The organism is Kribbella sp. NPDC051770, from assembly GCF_040681455.1.
Lineage (GTDB): Bacteria > Actinomycetota > Actinomycetes > Propionibacteriales > Kribbellaceae > Kribbella.
The window spans coordinates 1-25196 of sequence record NZ_JBFAYT010000012.1 but is presented as its reverse complement, the minus strand read 5'-3'; the positions used below and the strand labels follow the sequence as shown (position 1 = coordinate 25196).

Sequence of the window (25196 nt, the reverse complement as noted above, 5' to 3'; positions counted from 1 at the left end):
TGGGTTGTCCACAGGATCTTCGACCTCGGTGCCTCCGACGCCGAGGTCGGCCTGCTCAGCGCCGCGCTGGCTCTGCTCGGTCTGCCGGCCGGTTTCAGTGGTGCGGTCGCAGGGCCCGGTTGGCCGCTGGCTCTGCGATCTGCGCCCGGAACGGATGCGCGGGGTAGACCCCGAGCAGCCGGACCTCGACCGAGAAGAAGGCGAGCTCCTCCAGCGCGAGCGCCACGTTCGGGTCCTCGGGGTGGCCTTCGACGTCGGCGTAGAACTGGGTGGCGAAGAAGGTGCCGCCGAGTTGGTAGCTCTCCAGCTTGGTCATGTTGACGCCGTTGGTCGCGAAGCCGCCGAGGGCCTTGTAGAGCGCGGCCGAGACGTTGCGGACGCGGTAGATGAAGCTCGTGATCACCGGGCCCGAGCCGACCGGCGGGACCTCCGGCTCGCGGGACAGGACCAGGAAGCGCGTCGTGTTGTGGTGCTCGTCCTCGACGTCCGTGGCGAGCACGTCCAGCCCGTACAGGCCCGCGGCGGCTCGCGGCGACAGGGCGGCGACGGTCGGGTCGCCGAGCTCGGCGACCTCGCGGGCGGCGCCGGCGGTGTCGTCGGCGACGACCGTGGACCAGCCGTGCTCGCGGATGATCTTGCGGCACTGGCCGAGCGCGTGGACGTGGCTGCGGACGGTCGTGATCGTGTCCACGGTGGCGCCGGGCACGGCCATCAGCTGGAAGTGGATCGGCAGGAAGTGCTCGCCGATGATGTGCAGCCCGGACTCCGGGAGCAGGTGGTGGATGTCGGCGACCCGGCCGGCGATCGAGTTGTCGACCGGGATCATCGCGAGCGCGGCGCGCCCGGTGCTGACCGCCTCCAGCGCGTCCTCGAACGTGGTGCAGGGCAGCTGCTCCCGGCCGGGGAACATCTCGGTGCACGCCATCGCCGAGTTGGCGCCTGGCTCACCCTGATAAGCGATCGGTCCGTCCACGACATCCCAGCGTACGCCTAGGTTGTCTCAGCCTGCGGATCAGGTGTCCGACTTGCGGACCTTCTTCGGCGCGCCGGTGGTCGCCCGGCCCTCCAGCTGCTTGGCCTTGGTCGCGTACATGTCGACGTACTCCTGGCCGGACAGCTCCATGATCTTGTACATGATCTCGTCGGTGACCGCGCGCAGGATCAGCCGGTCGCCCTCCATCCCGTCGTACCGGGAGAAGTCCAGCGGCTCGCCGAACCGGACCGTCGGGGAGGCCAGCGACGCCACCACCTTGCCGGGCGGGGCGACCACGTCGGTGCCGATCACGCCGACCGGGATCACCGGGACCTTGGCCTCCAGCGCCAGCCGGGCGACGCCGGTGCGGCCCTTGTAGAGCTTGCCGTCGTGCGAGCGGGTGCCCTCGGGGTAGATGCCGAACAGCTCGCCGCGCTCCAGCACCTTCATCCCGGCCCGGATCGCGCCCTCGGACGCCGACCCGCCGGAGCGGTCTATCGGGACCTGGCCGGTGCCCTTGAAGAAGCCGCGCTGGAACCGGCCCTTGATCCCGGCGCCGGTGAAGTAGTCGGACTTGGCGACGAAGGTGATCCGGCGGCGGACCGCCAGCGGCATGAAGATCCAGTCGGCGTACGACAGGTGGTTGCTGGCGATGATCGCCGCGCCGACGTCCGGGATGTTGTCCGCGCCCTCGACCTTGGGCCGGAAGATCCGCTTCACCGGTGGCCCGAGCAGGACGTTCTTCAGGACCCAGTAGATGCCCTTGCCGTCACCGTCGCCAGTGTCGTCGACCTGCTGGTCACGACCCGGTTCGGGCCGCGGCGACTGTGCCGGTTGCGTCATCGATGTCCTCTCCTCACGATCCCCGAGCCCTCATGATGCCGTACGACGCCTGAACATGCGGTACGACGCCGTCGCGCAGCGTCGTCGCGGCGGTGAAATCCGGCGGACGGCGCGCGGCAACCAATGACAAGGCGGTCCGACGCCCACCACCCACCAACTTCGCCGCTGCGCCGGGTCGCGCGCTCGGCGCAGCGTCGGCCGTCGGCCTTCGCGAAGGTTGGTGGGTGGTGGGCGTCGGCCCGCGGCGCGCGGCAACCAATGACAAGCCCGCCCGCTGCTTCGTAGGCTTCTCACGGCGGGCTCGGCACGGGCCGCCGGGGGCGCCCGAGCAGGAGGGCAGCGGTTGTGAGGACTGCTTCAAAGGTTCGCCGGCTGACGGCGGTGGTGGGAGTGGCGGCGGCGGTGTTCGCCGGGCTGCCGCTCGCGGCGGCGACTGCGTCGGAGAGCACGACAGCCGCCCGGACGGCGGTCGAGGCGAAGGTGGTGCCGCTGCAGGTCACCGGGCCGGCCGCGTCCCGGTTCAACCTGGTGGTGATGGGCGACGGCTACACCGCCGCCGAGCTGCCGAAGTTCCGCGAGCAGGTCGACAAGCACCTGAACATCCTGTGGAGCATCGAGCCGTTCAAGTCGTACCGCAACTACCTGAACGTCTACGCGATCGAGATCCCGTCCCCGCAGAGCGGCGTCGACTGCGACCCGAACCTGACCTCGCCGAAGGTCGACACCCCGCTCAGCATGGGCTTCTGGGGCGGCTGCAACCCGGCCAGCGTCCAGCGGCTGCTCACGGTCAGCTCCAGCGCCGCCGCCCAGTACGCCGACCTGGTCGCCGGCACCACCTCCGCGAACCGCCAGATCCTTGCCATCGGCAACAGCGACACGTACGGCGGCGCCGGCGGCAGCTACGCGACCGCGTCCGGCGGCAACGCGCTCTCGGCGCTGATCACGCCGCACGAGCTCGGCCACTCGCTCGGCGGGCTGCAGGACGAGTACGACTACTACGCCCGCGGTGAGCGCGGCGCGCCGTACGAGGGTGGTGAGCCGAGCTCGATCCACCACACGCTGCTGACCGAGCAGCAGATGCTGGCCGAGCAGAAGAAGTGGTGGCGCTGGCTCGGTGACGACTCCGAGAGCGGCGGCAAGATCGGCCGCTTCGAGGCCGGCCAGTACGCCGGGTCGGGGATCTGGCGGCCGAGCAAGCACTCGATGATGAAGGTGCTCGGCTACTACTTCGACCAGGTCTCCCGGGAGCGGATGACGCAGCGGATCTCCTCGCGCGCGACGCTCTTCCAGGCCAGTACGCCGGCCGGCACGGTCGCCGGCGACCAGGTCGTCTGGCTGCAGACGCTGCACCCGGCCAGCCACGAGCTGGACGTCACCTGGACGCTCGACGGCACCGAACTGGAGACGGACAACGCCCGCGCGCTCGACCTCGGCACGCTCGACCTGGCGCCGGGTACGCACGCGCTGACCGCGAAGATCGTCGATCCGACCGACTTCGTCCGCGACCCGGCCGTCCGGGCGTCGTCCGCGTTGACTGCGACCAGGACCTGGACGGTCGACACCACGAAATCTGTCGTTGGTTCTTCCGTTGACCACACATTCACGACCTCCACCTCCACCGACCACCCCGTGAACGCCAATGAGGTCGTCTACGTCGAGACCACCCAGTCCGACACCGCGCAGCCTCCGGTCAGTTGGCAGCTCGACGGCGCCGACGTACCGAATCCGGGCAACGAGCGCGACTTCGCCCTCTCCGGACTGCAGCTGTCGGGCCGCCACACCTTGAGCGCGACCGTCGGCACCGACACGCTGACCTGGACCGTCGACGCGGCCCAGGCCGAGGTCACCTCGACGCTGTCCAAGCCGCTGCTCACGGTGCAGAAGCCGACCGGCCCGGAGTACGTGTACAACGACGCGTTCACGATGAAGCTGACCGCGGCCGACGACAGCCCCGGGTACGTCGTACCGGAGTTCCGGGTCGACGGCGACGGTTGGTACAACTACTACGGCTGGCCGACCGACGCGAACGCGCCGTTCCGGTTCACCGCCGAGGGCACCGAGATCGACCAGCTCGTCTACGGCAAGCTCGGCGTCCCGCGGGTGGTGCCGTGGGACGACGTCCCGCCCGGCTACGGCCGGCACCAGGTCGAGTACCGCGCGATCGATGCCTCCGGCAACATCGGTACGGCGAACCGCTTCGCGGTCACGCTGCTCAAGCCCGCTCCCGCCTGTACGACGACGATCACCGGCGTCCGGAACGGCCCGCTGACGGTCGCGAACGGCGTCACCTGCTTGCAGGGGGCAACGATCAACGGGCCGGTCAGCGTCGCCGCTGGGGCGTCGCTGGTCGCCACCGACAGCCGGATCTCGGGTCCGGTCCGCGGCGTTCGCGTGGCGCAGGTCCACCTGCTCCGCACGACGGTGAACGGCCCGGTCGCGCTCGAGGGGACCACCGGCGCCGCGGTCGTCGTCGGCAGCACGGTCAGCGGCCCGGTCTCGGTGACCGGTGCGCGGACCGCCGACCCCGTCGTACTGGCGGGCAACACGGTCAACGGTCCGCTGAGCTGCTCCGGCAACGCCGCGTCGCCGAGCAACCTGCAGGCCCCGAACAAGGTCGTCGGCCCCCGATCGGGGCAGTGCTCGGCGCTCTGATGCGAGGGGGAGGGGCGAGCGGCCCACCGGCTCGGGCGGACCGGCTCGCCCTTCTCCACCCCCGATGACAGGTCGATGGCAGCCCCGCACCGGTACGTTGCCGGTGCGGGGCTCACTGTCGAGCTGGGGAGGTCTGGGATGGACGGACTACGGGTGGCGGCGCTGCTGGCTGCCACGCTCACCACGGGGATGGTCGCCGGCGTGTTCGGGATCTACGCGAACGCGATCATGCCGGGGCTGGCCAAGACCGACGACAGGACCTTCGTCGGCGCCTTCCAGGCGATGGACCGGGCGATCATCAACCCGATCTTCCTCGGCCTCGGCTTCGTCGGCTCGCTGGTCCTCACGCTGCTGGCGGGCATCCTGCACCTCGGCGAGGACGCCTTCGCCTGGATCGCGGCCGCCTTCGTGCTCTACCTGATCACCTTCGTCGTCACGATCGCGGTCAACGTCCCGATGAACGACGCCCTCAAGGCGGCCGGTGACCCGGACACGATCGACGTCGCCGCCGCCCGGGCCGCCTTCGACGAGGCCCGCTGGCGCTCGTTCAACCTGCTCCGGGTCGCCCTGAACACCGTCGCGTTCGGCTTGCTCGCCTGGGCGCTGTACCTGACCGGGAAGAGTCACGCACCGTAGTACCGGCCACGGACCGTGAGGATGTGAGTCTGCGGCGCCGGGCTGTCAGAATGCGGTCGTGGCACCTGTACAAGCTCCGCCGTCCCAGCAGCTCCCCGCGGTCCAGAAGCTGCGCGTGCGCTTCGCCAAGCGCGGGCGCCTGCGGTTCACCTCGCACCGCGACTTCCAGCGCGCCTTCGAGCGGGCGGTCCGGCGCGCGGAGCTGCCGGTCGCGTTCTCGCACGGCTTCAGCCCGCACCCCAAGATCTCGTACGCCGGAGCCGCGCCGACCGGCGCCGCCTCCGAGGCGGAGTACTTGGAGATCTCGCTCACACACGAGCGCGAGCCGGACGCCGTCCGGGCGGCCCTCGACGCGGCGCTCCCGCCGGGGCTGGACGTGCTCGACGTGGTGACGGCCACCGGCGGGTCGCTGGCCGAGCAGCTGGAGGCCAGCGAGTGGGTGATCGCGTTGCCCGGCGTGGATCCGGCCGAGGCGGCCACCGCGGTCGAGGCGTTCCTGGCCCGGGAGGAAATTCTGGTCGAGCGCATGACCAAACGGGGGCTTCGCTCGTTCGACTGTCGGGAGGCCGTTCTCCGACTCACCGTCGGTAGTGAACCGGTTGCGGTTGCCACGTGTGCGATACTGCAAGTGGTGTTACGGCACGGAACCCCGGCCGTGAGACCCGACGACGTTCTCGCCGGTGTGCTCGAAGTAGCGACGCTCCAGGTGACGGGCCCAGCTCTGCTGACCAGGCTCGCCCAGGGCCCGCTCATCGCGGCCAGCGGCACAGTGGACGATCCGCTCGCTCGAGACCGCGACGCCAACCAGGCGACCGCGACCGGCCAGGCGGTAGACCATGAGACGCATCCAGCGGAGGGCGACGTCGCCGCTCCGACTGCGCCCTGAAGCGTGGGGGAGCGGGACCCAGCAGGCTTCCGCCGTGCCGGCCACCCGCCGGAAACGGCGAGACCGTGACCGCCTTCTGGGCGCGCCGGACCCGTGACAGGGGTCGCAGGATGCGCCGGAGGGCCTGAGGAGACCCGCACTGCATGCTCGACAACGAGCCGAACACCACTGAGGCCGACGCGTCGGCCGCGACCCCGCCGGCCCGCAAGGCCGCCGCCCGCAAGACCGCTGCGAAGAAGACAGCGGCCAAGACCACCACCACCCGCAAGCGCACGGTCAAGAAGACCGCCGCGCCCGCCGAGGTGAGCACCCAGTCCGACGCCGAGAGCGCGGACCCGGCCCCGGCGCCGGTCAAGAAGACCGCGGCCCGCAAGACCGCCGCCAAGAAGGCCACCGCCAAGCGCACGGTCAAGAAGGCCGCCGCAGCCGAGCCGGCCGCCGACGAGGCCACCCCGACCGCCGACGGCGGCCCGGTCGTCGAGACCCCGGCCCCGGCGAAGAAGACCACCCGCCGCCGCACCACGAAGAAGGCAGCGGCCCCCGAGCCCGACCTGCTCACCCCGGAGTCCCCGCTCACCGACGGCCCGGTCGCCGACGCGGAGGAGGACGAGGAGGCGCTCGCCGCGGCGGAAGCCGCCGCTGCTGAGTCCACGTCTGCTCCGAAGTCGGTGACCACCACCGGTACGTCGTACGTGACGGTCGGCGGCAGCGCACCTGCTGCTGAGCCTGAGCCTGTTGTTGCCGAGGAGCCGGAGGAGGCTCCCCGCCGTACCCGCCGTCGGGCGCCCGCCGCCGCGCCGCTGTTCCAGGCGCCGGTCGAGGTCGCCCCGCAGGCCGCCGCGACCAGCCCGGTCGAGGCGACCCCGGAGGCCGAGGCGCCGCGCAAGCGGACCCGCAGCCGCCGTGGCGCGGCCGCTGAGGTCGCTCCCGAAACAACGGTCGACGAGCAGGTCGACGTACCGACCGAGGACACCGACGAGCCCGGTACGACGCGCCGCCGCCGCTCGCGCCGTGGACGCGACGCCGAAGAGGTCGCCGCCGACCGCGCCGAGCCGGTGCTCGAGGCCGCGCAGGACGTCAGCGCCGAGGACGCCGCGGCCGACGCCGACGACGACGGTGACGACGAGAACGGTGAGGGCACCCGCCGGCGCCGCCGCCGTCGCGGTGGCCGTCGCCGCCGCAAGTCGGGCGAGGGTGCGGACGACAGCGCCGACGACTCCTCCGACGAGGACGACAGCGACGACGACACCTCCGCCGAGACCGAGGCCGAGGACGACACCGAGCAGTCCGACGACGAGGGCTCCGGCAGCTCGTCGCGGCGCCGCCGTCGCCGCCGTCGCCGTAAGGGCGAGGAAGGCTCCGGTTCGGCCGACGACCCCGACGAGACCGTCGTCCGGGTCCGGGAGCCGCGCAGCAAGAACACCGCGAACGAGATCACCGCGGTCGAGGGCTCGACCCGCCTGGAGGCGAAGAAGCAGCGCCGCCGCGAGGGTCGCGCCGCCGGCCGCCGCCGCGCGCCGATCGTCACCGAGGCCGAGTTCCTGGCCCGCCGCGAGTCGGTCGAGCGGGCGATGGTGATCCGCGCCCGCGGTGACCTGACCCAGATCGCGGTCAGCGAGGACAACGTCCTGGTCGAGCACTACGTCGCCCAGGAGGAGCAGGTCTCGCTGATCGGCAACGTGTACCTCGGCCGGGTGCAGAACGTGCTGCCCAGCATGGAGGCCGCGTTCATCGACATCGGCAAGGGCCGCAACGCCGTCCTGTACGCCGGTGAGGTCGACTGGAACACGCTCGGCGCCGGCAACGGCCCGCGCAAGATCGAGTCGGTGCTCAAGTCCGGTCAGGCGGTCCTGGTCCAGGTGACCAAGGACCCGATCGGCCACAAGGGCGCCCGCCTCACCAACCAGATCAGCCTGCCCGGCCGGTACGTCGTGTACGTGCCGCGCGGCGGCAACGGCGGCATCAGCCGCAAGCTGCCCGACACCGAGCGGAACCGGCTCAAGTCGATCCTCAAGGACATCGTCCCCGACGAGGCCGGCGTGATCGTCCGGACCGCGGCCGAGGGCGCGACCGAGGAGGAGTTGACCGCCGACGTCAGCCGCCTGCAGTCGTACTGGACCGAGATCGACAAGAAGTCGAAGTCGGGCCAGGCGCCGCAGCTGCTGCACGGCGAGCCGGACCTGCTGATCCGGGTCGTCCGCGACCTGTTCACCGAGGACTTCACCAAGCTGGTGATCTCCGGTGACGACGCCTACGACCAGGTTCGCGAGTACGTCGAGCACGTCGCGCCGCACCTGGCCGACCGGGTCGAGAAGTGGAGCGGCGACGGCGACGTCTTCGCGAACTTCCGGATCGACGAGCAGATCAAGAAGGCGCTCGACCGCAAGGTCTGGCTGCCCTCGGGCGGCTCGCTGATCATCGACCGGACCGAGGCGATGACGGTCGTCGACGTCAACACCGGCAAGTTCACCGGCTCCGGGGGCAACCTCGAGGAGACCGTCACCAAGAACAACCTGGAAGCGGCCGAGGAGATCGTCCGTCAGCTCCGGCTGCGCGACATCGGCGGCATCATCGTGATCGACTTCATCGACATGGTGCTGGAGTCCAACCGCGACCTGGTACTCCGCCGCCTGGTGGAGTGCCTGGGCCGCGACCGGACCAAGCACCAGGTCGCCGAGGTGACCTCGCTGGGGCTGGTCCAGATGACGCGCAAGCGGATCGGGACCGGGCTGCTCGAGGCGTTCAGCGAGAACTGCGACCACTGCGGTGGGCGCGGGCTGATCCTGCACGACGAGCCGAAGGAGTCCCGCCGCGGCGGGGGCCGCGGCCAGCAGCAGAACGGTCACGACCACGGCGCCAAGGCGTCGTCCACGTCCGACGGTGAGGGCCGCAAGAGCTCGCGCCGGAACCGGGGCAAGGGCCGGCGCGACGACGAGTCGGCGGAGGCTGCCGAGGCGGCGCCGCACAACGGCGACGCGGCGCAGCGGCTGGCCCAGATCGCGGCCGCTTCGGCGGGGGCGAACGGGCACGGCGAGGATCAGGCGGCGTCGCAGGACGCCGCCCCGGCGGCTCAGGTCGACGCGCAGGCTCCCGCCGCGGAGCAGGCGGCAGACGGCGTACCGGCGGACGGCGTACCGGCCGAGGCGGGCGTGGATGCGGCTCCGGCTGCCGACGCGGACGCCGAGTCGAACGGCTCCACCCGGAGCCGGCGGCGGCGCAGCAGCCGGAGCCGGTCGAAGGCGGCCGAATCCGACGCGGACAGCGCTCCGGAGCTGGTCACGACTGCTCCCTAGGCCGTTTTGAAGTTTGCGACGCTCGCGTAGTAAACTTCCCTTTCGGCGCGCATCCTGCGTGCCTCCTTTGTGTGGGCCGGTCGCTTGACTCCATCAGCGGCCCGGCTCGGTAAGTCTTCCGAACAAACAGAGAGTGAGATCCACGGTGTACGCGATCGTGCGCAGTGGCGGCACCCAGCAGAAGGTCGCCGTCGGCGATGTCATCGAGATCGACAGCCTGACGGACCAGGTCGGCGACACGGTTTCGCTGCCCGCAGTCCTCGTCGTCGATGGCGACACCGTGACGACCGACGCTGCCGCTTTGTCCAAGGTGGCCGTGTCGGCCGAGGTGCTGGGCCGCAGCAAGGGCCCGAAGATCACCATCCTCAAGTACAAGAACAAGACCGGTTACCGCAAGCGCCAGGGGCACCGCCAGCACTACACCCAGGTCAAGGTCACCGCGATCGACGCGAAGAAGAAGTGAGCTGATCTAGACATGGCACACAAGAAGGGCGCGGCGTCCACCCGTAACGGGCGCGACTCGAACGCGCAGCGGCTCGGCGTCAAGCGGTACGGCGGCCAGCTGGTCAACGCCGGCGAGATCATCGTCCGGCAGCGCGGCACGCACTTCCACCCGGGCACGCTGGTCGGCCGCGGTGGCGACGACACGCTGTTCGCGCTGGCCGAGGGGCGGGTCGAGTTCGGCACCCGTCGCGGCCGTCGCGTCGTCAACATCGTCCCGGCCCCGGCGGAGTAACACCGCCACCCGGCACGATTGCAAGCTCTGAGAAGGGCGGGTCGCGGAATACCGCGAGCCGCCCTTTTCGCTGTTCATGGAACCACCCCCTGCAGGAAGTAGAGAACACCGATGGCGATCCCCAGCTTTGTCGACCGGGTCACGGTGCACGTCACCGGTGGCAACGGCGGAAACGGCTGCGCCTCGGTGCACAGCGAGAAGTTCAAGCCGCTCGGCGGCCCGGACGGCGGCAACGGCGGTGACGGCGGCAGCATCATCCTGCGCGTCGACCCCGACCAGACCACCCTCGTGGACTACCACCGCGCCAGCCACCGCTCCGCGACGAACGGTGCCCAGGGCAAGGGTGACCACCAGAACGGCAGCAAGGGCGGCGACGTCGTCCTGCCGGTGCCCGACGGCACCGTGATCAGTACGCCGGACGGCGAGCAGCTCGCCGACCTGGTCGGGCCGGGCGCGGAGTACGTCGCCGCCGCCGGCGGCAAGGGCGGTCTGGGCAACGCGGCGCTGGCCAGCTCCACCCGCAAGGCTCCCGGATTCGCCCTGCTCGGTGAGGACGGCGAAGAGCGCACCATCGTGCTCGAGCTCAAGGTCGTCGCCGACATCGGTCTGGTCGGCTTCCCGAGCGCGGGCAAGTCGTCGCTGATCGCCTCGATCAGCCGGGCCCGCCCGAAGATCGCGGACTACCCGTTCACGACCCTGATTCCCAACCTGGGTGTCGTCGTCGCCGGGGAGAACATCTTCACCGTGGCCGACGTACCGGGTCTGATCGAGGGCGCCAGCGAGGGCCGCGGGCTCGGTCACGACTTCCTGCGGCACGTCGAGCGCTGCGCGGCGCTGGTGCACGTGATCGACTGTGCGACGTACGAGCCGGGTCGTGACCCGCTCAGTGATCTCGACACGATCGAGGCCGAGCTGACCGCGCACGGTGGCCTGGAGGACCGGCCGCGGCTGGTCGCGCTGAACAAGATCGACGTCCCGGACGCCCGCGAGATCGCGGAGATGGTGACCGCGGAGCTCGAGGAGCGCGGGATGCCGGTGTTCTCGATCTCCACCGCCAGCCACGAGGGGCTGGACGCGCTGAAGTTCGCGATGGCCGAGATCGTCACCAAGCGCCGGGCCGAGGCCGAGAAGCCGAGCGCGAACCGGATCATCATCCGGCCGCAGGCGACCGGCGGGGTCGAGTTCAAGGTGAAGAAGCTGCCGGACGGCGGCTGGCTGGTGCAGGGTGACAAGCCCGAGCGCTGGGTCCGGCAGACCGACTTCGCCAACGCCGAAGCGACCGGGTACCTGGCCGACCGGCTGAACCGGCTGGGCGTCGAGAAGACGCTGCTCGAGCGCGGCGCGCTCGCGGGCGACGCGGTGATCATCGGTGACGGGCCGAACGCGGTCGTCTTCGACTTCGCGCCCGAGGTACAGGCCGGGGCCGAGATCCTGGCCCGCCGCGGCGAGGACCACCGCCTCGAGGAGGACCGCCCGGCGGCCCAGCGCAAGAAGGCGAAGGACGAGCTGTACCACGCTCGCCGTTCCGGCGAGGTCCCGGCGTCGCCCGACCTTTCGGAGTACGGTGCGGGCTGGACCGACGACGAGGTCGACCTGTCCCCGGCCGAGGCGAAGGCGGCCCAGAAGGCCGCCGAGAAGCTGGCCCGCAAGCAGGCCCGCGAGCTGGAGGCCGAGCAGGAACTGCAGGCCGAGCTCGCGTTCGCCGCCGGCCAGGACATCGACGTCGAAGCGGAAGACCGTTTGAAGTAGTTGCCCTGAGCCCGCAATGGCGCGGGCCGGGGCCGCTGCACCCCTGGTGGGAGAGCTGATGAAGCGCCGCGCGGAGGTCGTCCAGGCGACCCGAATCGTCGTGAAGGTCGGATCGTCGTCCCTGACCCAGCGAGGCCGGATCGACCTGGACCGGGTCCGCCAGCTCGTCGACGCCCTCGCGGCCCGGCGCGTCGGCGGCACCGAGGTCGTACTCGTGTCTTCGGGCGCGATCGCCGCCGGCTTGGCACCGATGGGCCTACGCTCGCGCCCCCGCGACCTCGCCACCCAGCAGGCCGCGGCGTCGGTCGGCCAGGGCCTCCTGATGGCCCGCTACAACGACGCCTTCGCCGCCCACGGACTTCGCGTCGGGCAAGTGTTGCTGACAGTCGACGACGTCACCCGCCGATCCCACTACCGCAACGCGTACCGCACCTTCGCGCGGCTGCTGGAGCTCGGCGTCGTACCGATCGTCAACGAGAACGACACGGTGGCCACCACCGAAATCCGCTTCGGCGACAACGACCGCCTGGCCGCGCTCACCAGCCATCTCGTCCACACGGATCTGCTGGTCCTCCTCTCGGACGTAGACGGCCTCTACAACGGCGACCCCCGCAAGCCCGGCACCGTCATGCTCCCCGACGTCCGAGGCCCCGAAGACCTCGCTTCCCTCCAGATCGGCCGCACCGGCTCCTCCGGCGTAGGCACCGGCGGCATGCAAACCAAGGTCGAAGCCGCCGCCATCGCCACCGCCGCAGGCATCCCGGTCGTCCTCACCTCAGCCGCCCGAGTCGCAGAGGCCCTCCAAGGCGACCCGGTAGGCACCCTCTTCCACCCCACCGGCCGCCGCCGCAAGACCCGCCTGCTCTGGCTCCAACACGCGACGTCAGGCCAAGGCCGCCTCCAGCTCGACGAGGGCGCCGTCCGAGCCGTCACCGAACGCCGGACGTCGCTCCTCCCCGCCGGAATCCTCACGGTAGAAGGCACATTCTCAGCGGGCGACCCGGTAGACCTGGTCAGCCCTTCAGGCACGGTGATCGCCCGAGGCCTGGTCAACTACGACGCCGCGGAACTCCCTGACCTACTGGGCCGCAGCACCCGAGACCTCGCCAAGGAACTGGGCCCGACGTACGAACGAGAGGTAGTCCACCGAGACGACCTCGTGCTCCTCTAGCAGGCCGACGCCCACCACCGGTGCTGCACGTCGGGGCCTGGCGGACGTGCAGCACTCACTAACTGCTTGTCCAAGTCACTCGACGGACGCCCGCACGCCTGGGCGCGGGTCTCGACGGCAGGTTAGTGAGTGGTGCAGGTCCGGGAAGCTCAGTGGCTCTTCACCGCCAGTACCGGGCAGTTGGCCTCCAGCAGGATGGACTGCGCCTGACTTCCGAGCAGGAGTTTGCCCACCGGAGTGCGCCGGCGCAGGCCTATCACGATGAGCTCGGCGTTGAGCTCGTCGGCGAGCCGCAGGATCTGGTCGGCGGCGTCCTTGCTCTCGACGAGCTGGGTCAGCTCATGCGGTACGCCGGAGTCGGTGAGGCGCTCTTCCACCGACTGCCAGGTCTGCGCCGACGCGTAACGGGTGTCGACCAGGGACTCACCCCGGGTGGAGTTGATGACGACGAGCCGCTGCGACCGGAGCCGGGCTTCGGCGATGGCGGCTTCCAGGGCCGCGACGCCTTCGGGGGTCGGGACGTAGCCGACGATGATGGGCATTCAGACTCCTACGGGAGTGCGGGTGCGGCGGCGGGCTACCAACGGTGGGACGATCAGGACGAGCAGGATGACGGCGTAGACGAGCTTGGCGAACCAGGTGTTCCAGAGGCCGCTGATGTGGCCGTCGCTGATCTGGAGGGCTCGGCGGAGTTGTTCCTCGGCGGTGGGGCCGAGGATGATGCCGATGATGGCCGGTACGACGGGGAGGCCGAAGCGGCGCATCGCGAAGCCCAACGCGCCGAGCAGGAGCAGAAGCCACAGGTCGAAGGTCGACAGGTTGGCGGCGTAGGCGCCGATGCTGGCGAAGAAGAGGATGCCGGCGTAGAGGTACGGGCGGGGGATGCGCAGGAGCTTCGCCCACATCGGGGCCAGTGGCAGGTTCAGGGCGAGCAGGATGATGTTGCCGATGAAGAGGCTGGCGACGAGGCCCCAGACGAGCTCTGGCTGAGTTTCCAGCAGGCGCGGGCCGGGCTGGATGCCGTAGCCCTGGAAGGCGCCGAGCATCACCGCGGCGGTCGCGGTGGTCGGGATCCCCAGCGTGAGCAGCGGAACCAGACCACCGGCGGCCGACGCGTTGTTCGTCGCCTCGGGACCGGCGACGCCCTCGATCGCACCCTGGCCGAACTCCTCGGGGTGCTTGCTCAGCTTCTTCTCGGTCACGTACGACAGGAACGTCGGGATCTCCGCGCCGCCGGCCGGGATCGCGCCGAACGGGAAGCCGATCGCGGTGCCGCGCAGCCACGGTTTCCACGACCGGCGCCAGTCCTCCCGCGTCATCCGGGCCGCCCCGACGCCGATGATCTCGGCCGGCGTACGGCGTAGGTGAGCGGCGATCCACAACGCCTCGCCGACAGCGAAGAGGCCGACGGCAACCACCACGACGTCGATGCCGTCGGCAAGTTCCGGCAGGCCGAGGGTGAGGCGTTGCTGCCCGGACGTCGGGTCGATGCCGATCAGGCCGATCAGCAGCCCGATGCCGAGCGCGGCCAGGCCGCGGACCTTCGACGAGCCGAGCACGGTGGTGACGGCGATGAACGCGAGCACCATCACCGCGAAGTAGTCCGGGGCGCCCATCTTCACGGCCAGCTGGACGATGCTCGGGGCAAGTAACGCCAGGCACAGCGTCCCGATCGTGCCCGCGATGAACGAGCCGATCGCCGCCGTCGCCAGCGCAGCGGCGGCGCGACCGCGCCGGGCCATCTTGTTGCCCTCGATCGCGGTCACCACCGACGCGCTCTCGCCGGGGGTGTTGAGCAGGATCGACGTGGTCGACCCGCCGTACATACCGCCGTAGTAGATCCCGGCGAACATGATGAACGCCTGCGTCGGTTCGAGCGAGTAGGTGATCGGCAGCAGCAGCGCGATCGTCATCGCCGGGCCGATCCCGGGCAGGACGCCGATCGCGGTCCCGAGCAGTACGCCGACGAACGCGTACAGCAGGTTGGTCGGGTGCGCGGCGGTGGCGAAGCCGTTGAGCAGTTCGGTGAGCGCGTCCATCACAGGATTCCCTTGAGGATCCCGACCGGCAGCGCGATGCCGAGGCCGAGGTTGAACAGGTACCAGGTGCCGACCGACAGCGCGACCGAGATCACCGCGTTGCGGACCAGGTGCCGGCTGCCGAGCGCGTACGTCGTACCGAAGAACAGCACCGCTCCGGAGACCGGCCAGCCGAGCCGCTCGATCAGCAGGATGTTGGCGACGAACGCGATCACCAGCAGCCCGAGCGTCTTCCAGTCGCTGCCGTGGGTCAGGTCGACGTCTTCGCCGGCCTCCTGCTCGCCGCGGCCGCCGCGGAGCACGTCGACGGCGAGCAGCACCGCCGTACCGATCAGCAGTACGCCGACCCCGATCGGCACCGTGCGCGCGTCGACCGGCCCGCGGGTCTGCAGGGTCTGCAGCTGCAGCGCGTCGATCACCGCCCAGCCGCCGAGGAGCAGGAGGAGGAGGGCCACTCCGAGCTCGGAGCGGCCCTGCTTCACGGTGCTCATCAGGCGACGAGCCCCAGCTCGCGCAGTACGCCGGCCACCCGGTCGTTCTCCGAGGTGAGGAAGGTCTTGAACTCGTCACCGGTCTGGAACGCGTCGGTCCAGCCCTGGTCGGCCAGCGTCTTCTTCCACTCCGGCGAGTCGTGCATCTTGGTCAGCAGCTCGACGTACTGCTGCTTCTTGGCGTCCGACAGCCCGGGCGGGCCGACGATGCCGCGCCAGTTGGTGAAGACCAGGTCCACGTTCAGGCTCTTCAGCGTCGGCGCGTCGACCTCGGCGACCGGTTGCTCGGTCGTGACCGCGAGGATCTTCACGTCACCGGACTTGGCCTGCTCGACGACCTCGCCGATCCCGGTCGCGGCGAAGGCCAGCTTCTTGCCGAGGATCGCGGTCAGCAGCTCGCCGCCACCGTCGTACGGGACGTAGTTGACGTCGGTCGGCTTCACGCCGACGGCCTTGGCCAGCAGCATCGGGGTCAGGTGGTCCGGCCCGCCGGCGTTGGACGCGCCGCCGACCGGGACCTTGCCCGGGTCGGCCTTCCAGGCCGCGACCAGCTGGTCCAGGGTCGTGTACGGCGAACCCTTCGGTACGACGATGGCCTCGGCCTCCTCGATCATCTTCGCGATCGGGACGGTGTCGTTCAGCGTCGCCTTCGACTTGTTGGTGAAGACGGCCCCGACGACGCCGAGGCCCATCTGCATCAGGAGGTCGTCCTTGCCCTTCTCGTTGACCAGACGCTGCAGGCCGACCGTGCCACCGGCGCCGGCGGTGTTGAACACCTCGACGGTGTCGGTCAGCTTGGCGTCCTGCATCGCCTTGGCCGCGGCCCGGGCGGTGGTGTCGTAGCCGGAGCCGGGCGAGTTCGGGACGAGGATGCGCAGGCCCTTGACCGGGCCGTCGGAGGCGCCGCCGGAAGCGTTGTCGTCGGCGCTGACGCCGCACGCGGACGCCGTCAGAGCGACCGCGAGTACGGCGGTGATGCTGGTGAACCAGGTCCGTGCTCTCACGGCGGTCTCCTTCGTCGGTGGTGCGGGTTGCCCGTCAGCGTGGCCGGGCGGCGTACCGCTGTCACCGTTACGAACGCAAACTCAGTTGTGTTCATTGTGCTCACGCGACCATGGCCAGATCCGGGCGCGGCAAGCACAATCAGTCCCGTGAAGGCTAGATGGCGGGTTCTCCTGGGCAGGCGTCGGTGGACGCTCGCCGGGCGGATGCTGGCCGTCCAGCTGCTGATCGTGCTGGTCGTCCTGGTCGGGGTCGCGGCGGCGTCGGTGGCCCAGTCGAACTCGCGGTTCCGCGAGACCGAGGGGCGGCGAGCGCTCGCCATCGCCGAGAACCTGGCCGTGACCACCGGCGTACGGCAGGCGGCGGCGACGAAGTCCCCGGCGCTGATCGGTCAGGCGCAGTCGCAGGTCGAGTCGGGCCGGACGTGGTCGGGTTCGACGTACATCAAGGTCGCGATCGCGGACCGGCGGATCATCGTGTCGACCGATCCGTTGCCGGTGACATCGGTCGTGTACGCGCAGGCGACCGACGCGTTCCTCGGCCGTGGCTGGGTCGGCCGCGACGACGAGACCGGCGCCGCGCTGGCGATGGCGCCGATCATCAACGTCGAGACCCGGCAGACCGACGGCGTGGTGATGGTCGGGCGCCAGTACCCGTCGCTGCTCGCCAACCTGGCCGCCGCGCGGCCGAACCTGCTCACCTACCTCGGGATCGCCAGCCTGCTGGGCGTGCTCGGGTCGTTGCTGCTGGCAAGGACGGTGAAGCGGCAGACGCTCGGGCTGGAGCCGCGTGAGATCACCGGCCTGGTCGAGCAGCGGGAGGCGTTGCTGCACGGCATCAAGGAGGGCGTGCTCGCGGTCGACCTGGAGCGGCGCGTGACGATGGTGAACGACGAGGCGGCGCACCTGCTCGGCGTACCGCTGACTGCGGCCGGGCAGGCGTTGTCGGCGGTCGACGACACCGGGCGGCTGGTCGAGATCTTCGACGGGACCGACACCGCGACCGACCGGATCCTGCCGCTGCACGGGCGCGTCCTGACGCTGAACCGGATGCCGGTAAGGAGTCACGGCCGGCACATCGGCTGGGTCGCGACGTTCCGGGACCGGACCGAGCTGCTGGAGCTGCAGCGCGAGCTCGATCTGACCCGGAACACGACCGACACGCTCCGGGCGCAGGCGCACGAGTTCAGCAACCGGATGCACATCGTCAGCGGGCTGATCGAGCTCGGCGAGTACGACGACGTCCGCCGCTACATCCAGCAGGTCGCCGCCGATCAGACCGAGCTGACCGCCGGGATCACCGCGCGGGTCGCGGATCCGGCCGTCGCGGCGCTGCTGATCGCGAAATCCAGTCAGGCGGCCGAGCGCGGGGTCAGCTTTGTGGTCAGCGTGGCCACGTGGTTGCCGCGGCTGGACGAGCGGCTGGCGACGGATGTGTCGACGGTGCTGGGGAATCTGGTCGACAACGCGCTGGATGCCGCGACGGGTTCGCCGGATCCGGCGGTGACGGTCGAGGTGCTGGAGGCTTCGGGCGCCGTACGGATCGAGGTCCGGGACTCGGGGCCGGGGGTGGACAGCGCGATGCAGCACCGGGTGTTCGCGCACGGGTTCAGCACGAAGGACGGCGCCGGGGACGACCGGGGGATCGGGCTGGCGCTGGTGCGGGTGATCTGCCGGAAGCGTGGTGGGGACGTGACGGTGCACAACGACGCGGGCGCGGTGTTCGTGGCGACGTTGCCGGTTCAAGCCCGGGTTCGCGCATGATCAGGGTGCTGGTGGTGGACGACGACTTCATGGTGGCGCGGCTGCACTCGAGCGTGGTCGCTTCGCAGCCCGGCTTCGAGGTCGTCGGGGCGGCCCGGACCGGCGCGGACGCGCTGTCCGCCGTACGGACGTTGCGTCCTGAGCTCGTACTGCTCGACATCTACCTGCCCGACATGAGCGGTCTCGAAGTCCTCCGCCGTTTCCGCGAGTCCGCGGCCGACTACCCGGTCGACGTGATCGTGATCAGCGCCGCGCGTGACCTGGAGACGCTGCGGCAATCGCTGCGCAGCGGCGTCTTCCAGTACCTCGTGAAGCCCTTCGAGGTCGAGTCGCTGCGCGCCCGTCTGGAGGACTACGCCGCGCACCAGGCCGAGCTGCGCCGACTGACCGAGGTCGGGCAGGAGGAGGCCGACCGCGTCTTCCGCACCGCGAGCGGCCGGATCCCGGCGCCCAAGGGCATCAGCCCCGAGACCACCGACCTCGTCCTGCAGGCGCTCGGTGACGCGCCCGACGCGGACCTGTCGGCGACCGAGTGCGCCGAGGCGACCGGCCTCTCGCGCAGCAGCACCCGCCGGTACCTGGAGCACCTGGTCACCATCGGCCGCGCCGAGATGCGACCCCGGTACGGCGTCGCCGGGCGGCCCGAGCGCCGCTACAAGATCGTTCCCAGATAGGAGACCGTATGGATCGGGCTGCCGCTCCAGCCGCATTGCTCGGCTTCGCCGAGGGGGTGTTGCGGGCCGAAGGAGTTCCGGCCGATCACGCGCACCTGCTCGCCGACACACTCGTCAAGGCCGAGCTGTGGGGGCACGCGTCGCACGGTCTGCTCCGCCTGCCCTGGTACGTCGAACGGCTGCGCAGCGGCGCGATGCAGCGGGTGACGTCGGCGAAGGTCGTTCGCGACGGCGGCGCGCTCGTCGTACTGGACGGATGCGACGGGATCGGGCAGGTGATCGCCGACCAGGCGACGACGCTCGGGATCGAGCGCGCGAAGGTGCACGGGGTGAGCGCGGTCGGGATCCGCCGGTCGGGGCACTTCGGGACGGCGGCGTACTACACGCGGCGGGCTGCCGAGGCGGGCTGCGTCGCGTTCCTGTGCACGAACGCGAGCCCGGCGATGGCGCCGTGGGGTGGGCGGGAGAAGAGCATCGGGACCAACCCGTGGTCGATCGCCGCGCCGGCCGGGCGGCACGGCGTACTGGTGATGGATCTGGCCAACACGGCCGTTGCCCGCGGCAAGGTGTATCTCGCGGCCGAACACGGGACGCCGATCCCGGCGGACTGGGCGGCCGATGCCGCGGGCAACCCGACCACGGATCCGCGGGCGGCGATCGAGGGGCTGATCCTGCCGATGGCCGGGCCCAAGGGGTACGTGATGTCGTTCATGATGGACGTGCTGGCGGGGGTGCTGACGGGGAGCGCGTTCGGCGACGCGGTCGGTGGGCCGTACCAGGCTGACGCCGCGAGTGGGGCTGGGCATTTCCTGCTCGTCGTGGATGTGGCGGCGATGGCGGATTCCGGTGAGTACGCCGAGCGGGTCGAGGCGCTGGTCGACGCGACGCGGGCGGCGCCGAAGGCCGCCTGGGCGGACGAGATCCTGGTGCCGGGGGAGCTGGAGGATCGCAACGCCGTACGGAACGCTGCGGGAATCGTTCTGGCCGCGGCGACCTGGGCGAGCCTCGGCAAGCTCGCCGCGGAGACCGGGGTGGAGCTGCCGTGATCACGCTGACGGTGTCGTTGCAGGTCGTGCCGGGTGAGCTGGCGGGGTTCGTGGAGGCGATCCGGGTCAACGCGGAGGCGTCGGCGCGCGAGCCAGGCTGCCGGTTCTTCGACGTGTGCCAGGGGCTGGAGGACGATCACCACTTCGTACTGCACGAGCACTACGTCGACGAGGCCGCGGTGGAGGCGCACCGGAGTGCGCCGCACTTCAAGGTGTGGCGCGCGGCGGTCGCGGCGTACGTCGTACCGGGGAGTCAGGTGAACACGCTGGGTCGGCAGTTGTTCACGTGAGACGGGGAAGCGGCCGTGTGGGCGGGCGCCCTACGATTGGTGGATGAGCGAGATCATCCAGTTGTGCCGGCAGGCGCGCGAGGCGTCGTACGCGCTGGCGGCGGCCTCCCGGGCGGCCAAGGACGCGGCGCTGCACGCGATGGCCGCGGCGCTGCGGGCGAACACCGAGCGGATCGTGGCGGCGAACGCGAAGGACGTCGCGGCGGCCCGTGAGGCCGGTACGGCGGAGTCGACCGTCGACCGGCTCGCGCTCGACCCGGGTCGCGTGGACGCGATGGCGGCCGGGCTCGAGCAGTTGGCCGGGCTGGTGGACCCGGTGGGCGAGGTCGTCCGGGGGTACAACCTGCCGAACGGGCTGGAGCTCAAGCAGGTCCGGGTGCCGTTCGGTGTCGTCGGGATCATCTACGAGGCGCGGCCGAACGTGACCGCCGACGCGGCCGGGATCTGCCTGAAGTCGGGCAACGCGGTGCTGCTGCGCGGCTCGTCCTCGGCGGCCTCCTCGAACGCGGAGATCATCGCCGTACTGCGTGATGCCGTCGTCGAGGCCGGGCTGCCGGCCGACGTGATCCAGGGCGTGCCGGGGGACCGGGCCGCGGTCAAGGAGCTGATGCAGGCGCGCGGGCTGGTCGACGTACTGATTCCGCGAGGTGGGGCCGGGCTGATCCAGACGGTCGTGACGGAGTCCACGGTGCCGGTGATCGAGACCGGCGTCGGGAACTGTCACGTGTACGTCGATGCGGACGCCGATCTGGATCTGGCGCTGACGATCCTGCTGAACGCGAAGACGCAGCGGCCGAGCGTGTGCAACGCGGCGGAGTCGTTGCTGGTGCATGCCGCGGTGGCTGACGAGTTCCTGGCTCGCGCTTTGCCGGCGCTGGCCGCGGCCGGGGTGACGGTGCACGGGGATCCTGCAGTTGTTGCGCTGGGCAAGGACATTCAGCCGGCGACCGAGGAGGACTACGCGGCGGAGTACCACGGGCTGGAGCTTTCGGCGGCGGTGGTGGACTCGCTGGAGGCTGCGGTCGGGCACATCCGGAAGTACAGCTCGAGTCACACGGATGCGATCATCACGCGGTCGCAGGCGGCGTCGCGGCGGTTCGTGCAGGCGGTGGATTCGGCGGCGGTGGTGGTGAACGCGAGCACTCGGTTCACCGATGGTGGTGAGTACGGGTTCGGTGCCGAGATCGGGATCTCGACGCAGAAGCTGCACGCGCGGGGGCCGATGGGGCTGCCGGAGATGACGTCGACGAAGTACGTGGTGATCGGCGAGGGGCAGATCAGGACCTGAGCAGCTCTGCGGCTTCCCGGTTGACCGCTTCGATTTCCTTGTCGGTGAGGGCTGCGAGGGCGGCTCTGTGGTTGGGCGCTGACTCGATGTCGAGGAGCTGGATCGGGCCGTCGTGGCCCGGCCAGCTGAGGAGTGCGGCAGGTTGGTCCGGCGGGCTGACCTCGAGCTTCGTGAGGTCTGCGCCGATGCCGTCGCCGGTCGCCTTCACGACGGCTTCCTTGCGGGTCCAGTACGTCGTGAACGCGGCGGCCTGATCGTCGGCTTTGAGCAGTTCCTCGGTTTCTGCCGGGGCGAGGCTTACCCGCGCCAGGGCCACGGCGTCGAGGCCAGGGTTGATCAGCTCGACGTCCAGGCCGACCGGGGTCGTCGGGTGGAACGCGACGCCGACCAGATCGCCCGAGTGACTGATCGACAGCTCGGCGCCTTGCGCGCGGACTTTGCCGTGCGGGCGCCCGCAGTCCGCGCAGGTGCGATCGATGGCGATCCTTGCCGGAGGCAACTGCTGCCGGCCGGCCAGGAGCCGCCGTACGATCGTGCAGCCGAGCAGGAAGCGGTCCTGGTCCTCGACCCGCTGGTACGCCGCCAGGCGCTCGCGCTCGACGCTGTTCAGGTCGTCGATCCACGCCCGGTCGATCGGCTGCGTGCTGAGGCGCGCCCACCAGATCTCGATCATCGCAGCGCCCATTCGACGGCCTCGGGGATGTCGGTGACCGGGTAGCGGACGGCGCGCACGACACGGTCGGCGCCGATGACGAGCACGAAGCGCTTGAGGCGTTCGAGGCCGCCCGAGCGGAACGTCGGCAGGCGGAGCGCGGCGGTCAGCCGGAGGTCGGTGTCGGAGAGCAGCGGGTGCTTGATCTGCTCCAGCTCGGCGAAGGTGCGTTGCTCGTCGGGTCGTTGGGTGCTCACGCCGTGGACGGCGATGCCGGCGGCACGGAAGTCGTCGTACCGCTCGGTGAAGAGTTTGTTCTCGAGGGTGCAGCCGACGGTGCCGGCGATGTCGGCCCACTCGTCGGGCAGGCGGGTCGGGCGGCCGGTTGCGGGGAAGCCGAAGAGCACTGTGAGTCGAGCCTCAGAGATGACATCTAGCGGTTCTCCCGTGGTCGACGGCAGCCGCAAGGCCTCCGGAACCCGCCGCCCGACCAGCTCGTGCACACGCTGCGCAGGCGCCTCCGCCGGCGCGTTCGTCCCGGTCAGCTCCCCGTCGCCGAGCACCCACCGGTCGCCCCAGTCCTGCAGCGCGACCAGCACCGGCAGCAGCGCCTGGCCGCGCGCCGTCAGCCGGTACGCGTACCGCGTCGGCCGCTCCTGGTACGCCGTACGCTCCACAACCCCGCTGTCCATCAACCCGACCAGCCGCTCGGTCAGCACCTTGCGCGAGATCCGCAGCGAATCCGCGAGCAGGTCGAACCGGTCCAGCCCGCGCGCGAGGTCCCGGACGATCAGCAGCTCCCACGGGTCGCCCACGACCGCGAGGGACTGCGCCACCGCGCAGTCCGGGTCGGGCGAGAAGCTGCTCCGCCGCACCTGTCGTCCTCCTCGAAACTGGTTGCGCCCAACCTAGCCGGGCCATTAAGTTCCCGCCAGGAACTCTATCCATCTGGGGGACTCGATGGGCTTCTGGCGCCGGATCGCCGACCTCCCGGGCTGGCTCAAGGCCGTGATGGCGGGGCAGCTCGTCAGCTCCGCGGGCGCGCTGGCCTGGATCTACCTGACCCTCTACCTGGTCGACGACCGCGGCATGAGCGCGCAGCAGGCCGGGTTCGCGGCAGCGGCGTACGGCGTGGGGCTGCTCGGGGGCAATCTCGGCGGCGGCTGGATCGGCGACCGCTTCGGCCTGCGGACCGCTGCGATCGGTAGCCAGCTCACCTGGGCTGTGGCCTGCCTGGCGATGCCGGTGGTCCCCACTGCCGGGCTGGCGGCGCTGGCTGCTGTCGCTGGGCTGTGCGGGGGAGCGAGCCGGCCCAACCTGAGCGCACTGGTCGCTACCGCGATGCCTGCCGACCGCCGCCGGGAGGGGATCGCGCTGTCGCGCACTGCGAGCAACGCCGGGTTCACCATCGGGCCGCCGCTGGGTGGGCTGCTGGCGGCGTACGACTTCTCGCTGGTGTTCGTGGTTGATGCGGTGAGCAGCCTGGTGCTGGCTGCTGTGGTCTGGCGGTGGGTGCCTGCAGCGAAGCGTGCTGTGGTGCAGCAGGCACATGGCGTCTGGGCTGCGCTCCGGAAGGATCGCGCGACGCTGGTGCTGCTCGGTGCGATCGTGGTGGTCGATACGGCGTACCGGCAGCTGTTCGCGACCATGCCGCTGCTGCTGCGCGACGCTGGTTCACCAGCGGTGGCGTACGGCGTACTGATCGGGTTGAGCTCGGTAGTGATCGTGCTGCTGGAGGCGCCGATCGCCGTACGGCTGGCTGGGCACCATGCGCTCCGGGTGGTTGCAGTGGGCTTCGTGCTCGTTGGAGTGGGGCTGGGCGTGTTGGGCGTGTGGCCGGCGGTTGCTGGTGCCGCTGTGGCGGTAGCGGTGATCACTGTGGGGGAGATGCTCTACAAGCCGACCGCTACCGCTCACGTCGCCGACGCGGCGCCTGAGGGGATGGTGGGGCGCTACAGCAGCCTCTACGCGGCTGCGTCGATCAGCGGGATGTTCCTGGCGCCGGCACTCGGCGGTACGGCGTACGAGCATGTGCCGGCGCTCCTGTACCCAGCGGCCGCCGTACTGGCGCTGGCAGCCGCTGCTGCGCTCACTGCGGCAGGGGAGCGGGCCGCGCTTCCCAGCGAGTCGACAGGACGACCGTCGTCCGGGTCCTGACCACGCCGTTCACACGGCGGAGTTGGCCGACCACTGCCTCCAGTTGCGTCACGTCAGCGACCCGGACCTTCACCACCAGCTCCTGGTCGCCAGCGACGAACCAGCAGTCCTCCACCGCCTCGATCTCGCGGACGCCGTCGACGATGTCGTCGGTCTCCACGTCGTCGCGCTGGAACAGGCCGATCAGCGCGCTGGTGCCCAGCCCGACCTGGTCCGGCGCCACCACCGCGCGGTAGCCGAGCAGCACGCCACGCTCCTCCAGCCGCTTCACCCGCTCCTGGACGCTCGGTCCGGACAGCCCGACGACCCGGCCGAGCTCGGCCCAGCTGGACCGTCCGTTCGCCCGCAGCGCCTCGACCAGCTGTCGATCGATAACGTCCATGAATCCTCCCGTTCACCGCAGATTCGTAGGGAGATCGTCTGATCTGCCTTTAATTCGTTTGTGTTCGCCCAGCGTACGACGTACAATTTCAACTAGCTGGAGATGCCCCTCCAGCTACACCACAACCCTGTGAAGGAATCATGATCACCCCCGAAGTCGCCCGTGCCCACATCTACGAGCTGCGTCGCGTCGCCGAGCTGCACAACCGTGCCGCGAGCCGCCCGTCGGCTCTGCGCCGGCTGCTGACCCGCAAGCGCTGACCCTTGGGGGTGTCTGACCACTCCCCGCCTACTGCGCGGCACTCGGCACGGCATCTCGCTGCACGGGAGCCAAGCTCACGATGCTTCGCATCGCCACGCTCGTCTCCCGTGCAGCGAGCTACCGCACCGAGCACCTGCTCGCTACGGCGCGGAGTGGTCAGACACCCCCACCGCGGGGGCGGGGGGGCGGGGACGGGGCAGCCGGGGCCGGGG

The 25196-nt window shown here is 70.6% G+C and carries 22 protein-coding genes and 1 pseudogene; 14 read left to right on the top strand and 9 right to left on the bottom strand.

Annotation, left to right across the window (positions count from 1 at the left end; genetic code table 11):
• Window positions 1-94: 94 nt before the first annotated feature.
• Window positions 95-973, bottom strand: coding sequence for a prephenate dehydratase (locus AB0M01_RS31750; protein ID WP_363676072.1), 879 nt, complete (start codon window positions 971-973; stop codon window positions 95-97).
• A gap of 39 nt (window positions 974-1012) precedes the next feature.
• Window positions 1013-1816, bottom strand: coding sequence for a lysophospholipid acyltransferase family protein (locus AB0M01_RS31745; RefSeq protein WP_363676070.1), 804 nt, complete (start codon window positions 1814-1816; stop codon window positions 1013-1015).
• Between the two features lie 345 nt (window positions 1817-2161).
• On the opposite strand from AB0M01_RS31745, the gene AB0M01_RS31740 reads away from it, so the two are divergent.
• The 8 genes and pseudogenes from AB0M01_RS31740 (at window position 2162) to proB (ending at window position 12939) form a co-directional block, all read left to right on the top strand.
• Entirely contained in the window at window positions 2162-4468 is a 2307-nt protein-coding gene (locus tag AB0M01_RS31740; RefSeq protein ID WP_363676068.1) for a M64 family metallopeptidase, read from the top strand.
• A 138-nt stretch (window positions 4469-4606) separates the two neighbouring features.
• Window positions 4607-5104, top strand: a complete 498-nt coding sequence (locus AB0M01_RS31735) for a DUF1772 domain-containing protein (RefSeq protein ID WP_363676066.1) — start codon at window positions 4607-4609, stop codon at window positions 5102-5104.
• Between the two features lie 58 nt (window positions 5105-5162).
• Window positions 5163-5990 carry a TIGR03936 family radical SAM-associated protein gene (locus AB0M01_RS31730; protein WP_363676064.1) on the top strand — a complete coding sequence of 276 codons (828 nt, stop codon included), beginning with the start codon at window positions 5163-5165 and terminating at the stop codon, window positions 5988-5990.
• A 143-nt stretch (window positions 5991-6133) separates the two neighbouring features.
• Window positions 6134-9283: an Rne/Rng family ribonuclease gene (locus AB0M01_RS31725; RefSeq protein WP_363676062.1), complete on the top strand. Its 3150-nt coding sequence runs from the start codon at window positions 6134-6136 to the stop codon at window positions 9281-9283.
• A 145-nt stretch (window positions 9284-9428) separates the two neighbouring features.
• The gene (gene rplU, locus AB0M01_RS31720) at window positions 9429-9746 is read left to right on the top strand and encodes a 50S ribosomal protein L21 (protein WP_344173618.1); all 318 of its coding nucleotides are present in this window, start codon (window positions 9429-9431) and stop codon (window positions 9744-9746) included.
• 12 nt (window positions 9747-9758) lie between these two features.
• Window positions 9759-10019, top strand: coding sequence for a 50S ribosomal protein L27 (gene rpmA, locus AB0M01_RS31715; RefSeq protein WP_363676060.1), 261 nt, complete (start codon window positions 9759-9761; stop codon window positions 10017-10019).
• Between the two features lie 111 nt (window positions 10020-10130).
• Window positions 10131-11513, top strand: a pseudogene (gene obgE / locus AB0M01_RS31710) (GTPase ObgE); the annotation flags it as partial.
• A gap of 313 nt (window positions 11514-11826) precedes the next feature.
• A complete protein-coding gene (proB, locus tag AB0M01_RS31705) occupies window positions 11827-12939 on the top strand; it encodes a glutamate 5-kinase (RefSeq protein ID WP_363676058.1) in 1113 nt (370 codons plus the stop codon).
• A gap of 149 nt (window positions 12940-13088) precedes the next feature.
• Here the strand turns inward: proB and AB0M01_RS31700 are convergent, their stop codons facing one another.
• From AB0M01_RS31700 to AB0M01_RS31685, 4 genes are read right to left on the bottom strand one after another with little or no spacing between them, the layout of a single operon-like run.
• A complete protein-coding gene (locus tag AB0M01_RS31700) occupies window positions 13089-13481 on the bottom strand; it encodes a universal stress protein (protein ID WP_363676056.1) in 393 nt (130 codons plus the stop codon).
• Window positions 13482-14978: a tripartite tricarboxylate transporter permease gene (locus AB0M01_RS31695; RefSeq protein WP_363676054.1), complete on the bottom strand. Its 1497-nt coding sequence runs from the start codon at window positions 14976-14978 to the stop codon at window positions 13482-13484. It lies immediately after the preceding gene.
• On the bottom strand, window positions 14978-15469 hold the full coding sequence (locus AB0M01_RS31690; protein ID WP_363676052.1) for a tripartite tricarboxylate transporter TctB family protein: 492 nt from the start codon (window positions 15467-15469) through the stop codon (window positions 14978-14980). The genes AB0M01_RS31695 and AB0M01_RS31690 overlap by 1 nt, the downstream gene beginning before the upstream one ends.
• Window positions 15469-16473, bottom strand: coding sequence for a tripartite tricarboxylate transporter substrate binding protein (locus AB0M01_RS31685; RefSeq protein WP_363676050.1), 1005 nt, complete (start codon window positions 16471-16473; stop codon window positions 15469-15471). Before AB0M01_RS31685 ends, AB0M01_RS31690 begins: the two co-directional genes overlap by 1 nt.
• Window positions 16474-16620: 147 nt before the next feature.
• On the opposite strand from AB0M01_RS31685, the gene AB0M01_RS31680 reads away from it, so the two are divergent.
• The 5 genes from AB0M01_RS31680 to AB0M01_RS31660 are packed head-to-tail and all read left to right on the top strand — an operon-like array spanning window position 16621 to window position 21532.
• Window positions 16621-18234 carry an ATP-binding protein gene (locus AB0M01_RS31680; RefSeq protein ID WP_363676048.1) on the top strand — a complete coding sequence of 538 codons (1614 nt, stop codon included), beginning with the start codon at window positions 16621-16623 and terminating at the stop codon, window positions 18232-18234.
• Window positions 18231-18908: a response regulator gene (locus tag AB0M01_RS31675; RefSeq protein ID WP_363676046.1), complete on the top strand. Its 678-nt coding sequence runs from the start codon at window positions 18231-18233 to the stop codon at window positions 18906-18908. The genes AB0M01_RS31680 and AB0M01_RS31675 overlap by 4 nt, the downstream gene beginning before the upstream one ends.
• Window positions 18909-18916: 8 nt before the next feature.
• Complete coding sequence (locus AB0M01_RS31670) at window positions 18917-19954, top strand: Ldh family oxidoreductase (RefSeq protein ID WP_363676044.1); 1038 nt, start codon at window positions 18917-18919, stop codon at window positions 19952-19954.
• Window positions 19951-20244: a putative quinol monooxygenase gene (locus AB0M01_RS31665; RefSeq protein ID WP_363676042.1), complete on the top strand. Its 294-nt coding sequence runs from the start codon at window positions 19951-19953 to the stop codon at window positions 20242-20244. Before AB0M01_RS31670 ends, AB0M01_RS31665 begins: the two co-directional genes overlap by 4 nt.
• Before the next feature lie 43 nt (window positions 20245-20287).
• Window positions 20288-21532 (top strand): glutamate-5-semialdehyde dehydrogenase, encoded by a 1245-nt coding sequence (locus AB0M01_RS31660; RefSeq protein ID WP_363676040.1) that lies wholly within the window; start codon window positions 20288-20290, stop codon window positions 21530-21532.
• Here AB0M01_RS31660 and AB0M01_RS31655 read toward each other — a convergent pair.
• Window positions 21522-22205 (bottom strand): 4'-phosphopantetheinyl transferase superfamily protein, encoded by a 684-nt coding sequence (locus AB0M01_RS31655; protein WP_363676038.1) that lies wholly within the window; start codon window positions 22203-22205, stop codon window positions 21522-21524. The two genes, AB0M01_RS31660 and AB0M01_RS31655, sit on opposite strands and share 11 nt — an antisense overlap.
• Window positions 22202-23059, bottom strand: a complete 858-nt coding sequence (locus tag AB0M01_RS31650) for a winged helix-turn-helix transcriptional regulator (RefSeq protein ID WP_363676036.1) — start codon at window positions 23057-23059, stop codon at window positions 22202-22204. The genes AB0M01_RS31655 and AB0M01_RS31650 overlap by 4 nt, the downstream gene beginning before the upstream one ends.
• Before the next feature lie 85 nt (window positions 23060-23144).
• On the opposite strand from AB0M01_RS31650, the gene AB0M01_RS31645 reads away from it, so the two are divergent.
• Entirely contained in the window at window positions 23145-24341 is a 1197-nt protein-coding gene (locus AB0M01_RS31645) for an MFS transporter (RefSeq protein WP_363676034.1), read from the top strand.
• Here the strand turns inward: AB0M01_RS31645 and AB0M01_RS31640 are convergent.
• The gene (locus AB0M01_RS31640; RefSeq protein ID WP_363676032.1) at window positions 24274-24723 is read right to left on the bottom strand and encodes an Lrp/AsnC family transcriptional regulator; all 450 of its coding nucleotides are present in this window, start codon (window positions 24721-24723) and stop codon (window positions 24274-24276) included. The two genes, AB0M01_RS31645 and AB0M01_RS31640, sit on opposite strands and share 68 nt — an antisense overlap.
• Window positions 24724-25196: the final 473 nt, after the last annotated feature.

Excerpts from the sequence above, each read along its gene's own strand:
- proB (WP_363676058.1), top strand. The coding sequence starts at position 11,827 with ATGAAGCGCCGCGCGGAGGTCGTCCAGGCGACCCGAATCGTCGTGAAG.
- AB0M01_RS31700 (WP_363676056.1), bottom strand. The coding sequence starts at position 13,481 with ATGCCCATCATCGTCGGCTACGTCCCGACCCCCGAAGGCGTCGCGGCC.
- AB0M01_RS31670 (WP_363676044.1), top strand. The coding sequence starts at position 18,917 with ATGGATCGGGCTGCCGCTCCAGCCGCATTGCTCGGCTTCGCCGAGGGG.
- rpmA (WP_363676060.1), top strand. The coding sequence starts at position 9,759 with ATGGCACACAAGAAGGGCGCGGCGTCCACCCGTAACGGGCGCGACTCG.
- AB0M01_RS31690 (WP_363676052.1), bottom strand. The coding sequence starts at position 15,469 with ATGAGCACCGTGAAGCAGGGCCGCTCCGAGCTCGGAGTGGCCCTCCTC.
- AB0M01_RS31655 (WP_363676038.1), bottom strand. The coding sequence starts at position 22,205 with ATGATCGAGATCTGGTGGGCGCGCCTCAGCACGCAGCCGATCGACCGG.
- AB0M01_RS31695 (WP_363676054.1), bottom strand. The coding sequence starts at position 14,978 with ATGGACGCGCTCACCGAACTGCTCAACGGCTTCGCCACCGCCGCGCAC.
- AB0M01_RS31725 (WP_363676062.1), top strand. The coding sequence starts at position 6,134 with ATGCTCGACAACGAGCCGAACACCACTGAGGCCGACGCGTCGGCCGCG.
- AB0M01_RS31735 (WP_363676066.1), top strand. The coding sequence starts at position 4,607 with ATGGACGGACTACGGGTGGCGGCGCTGCTGGCTGCCACGCTCACCACG.
- AB0M01_RS31645 (WP_363676034.1), top strand. The coding sequence starts at position 23,145 with ATGGGCTTCTGGCGCCGGATCGCCGACCTCCCGGGCTGGCTCAAGGCC.
- AB0M01_RS31660 (WP_363676040.1), top strand. The coding sequence starts at position 20,288 with ATGAGCGAGATCATCCAGTTGTGCCGGCAGGCGCGCGAGGCGTCGTAC.
- AB0M01_RS31675 (WP_363676046.1), top strand. The coding sequence starts at position 18,231 with ATGATCAGGGTGCTGGTGGTGGACGACGACTTCATGGTGGCGCGGCTG.
- AB0M01_RS31640 (WP_363676032.1), bottom strand. The coding sequence starts at position 24,723 with ATGGACGTTATCGATCGACAGCTGGTCGAGGCGCTGCGGGCGAACGGA.
- AB0M01_RS31745 (WP_363676070.1), bottom strand. The coding sequence starts at position 1,816 with ATGACGCAACCGGCACAGTCGCCGCGGCCCGAACCGGGTCGTGACCAG.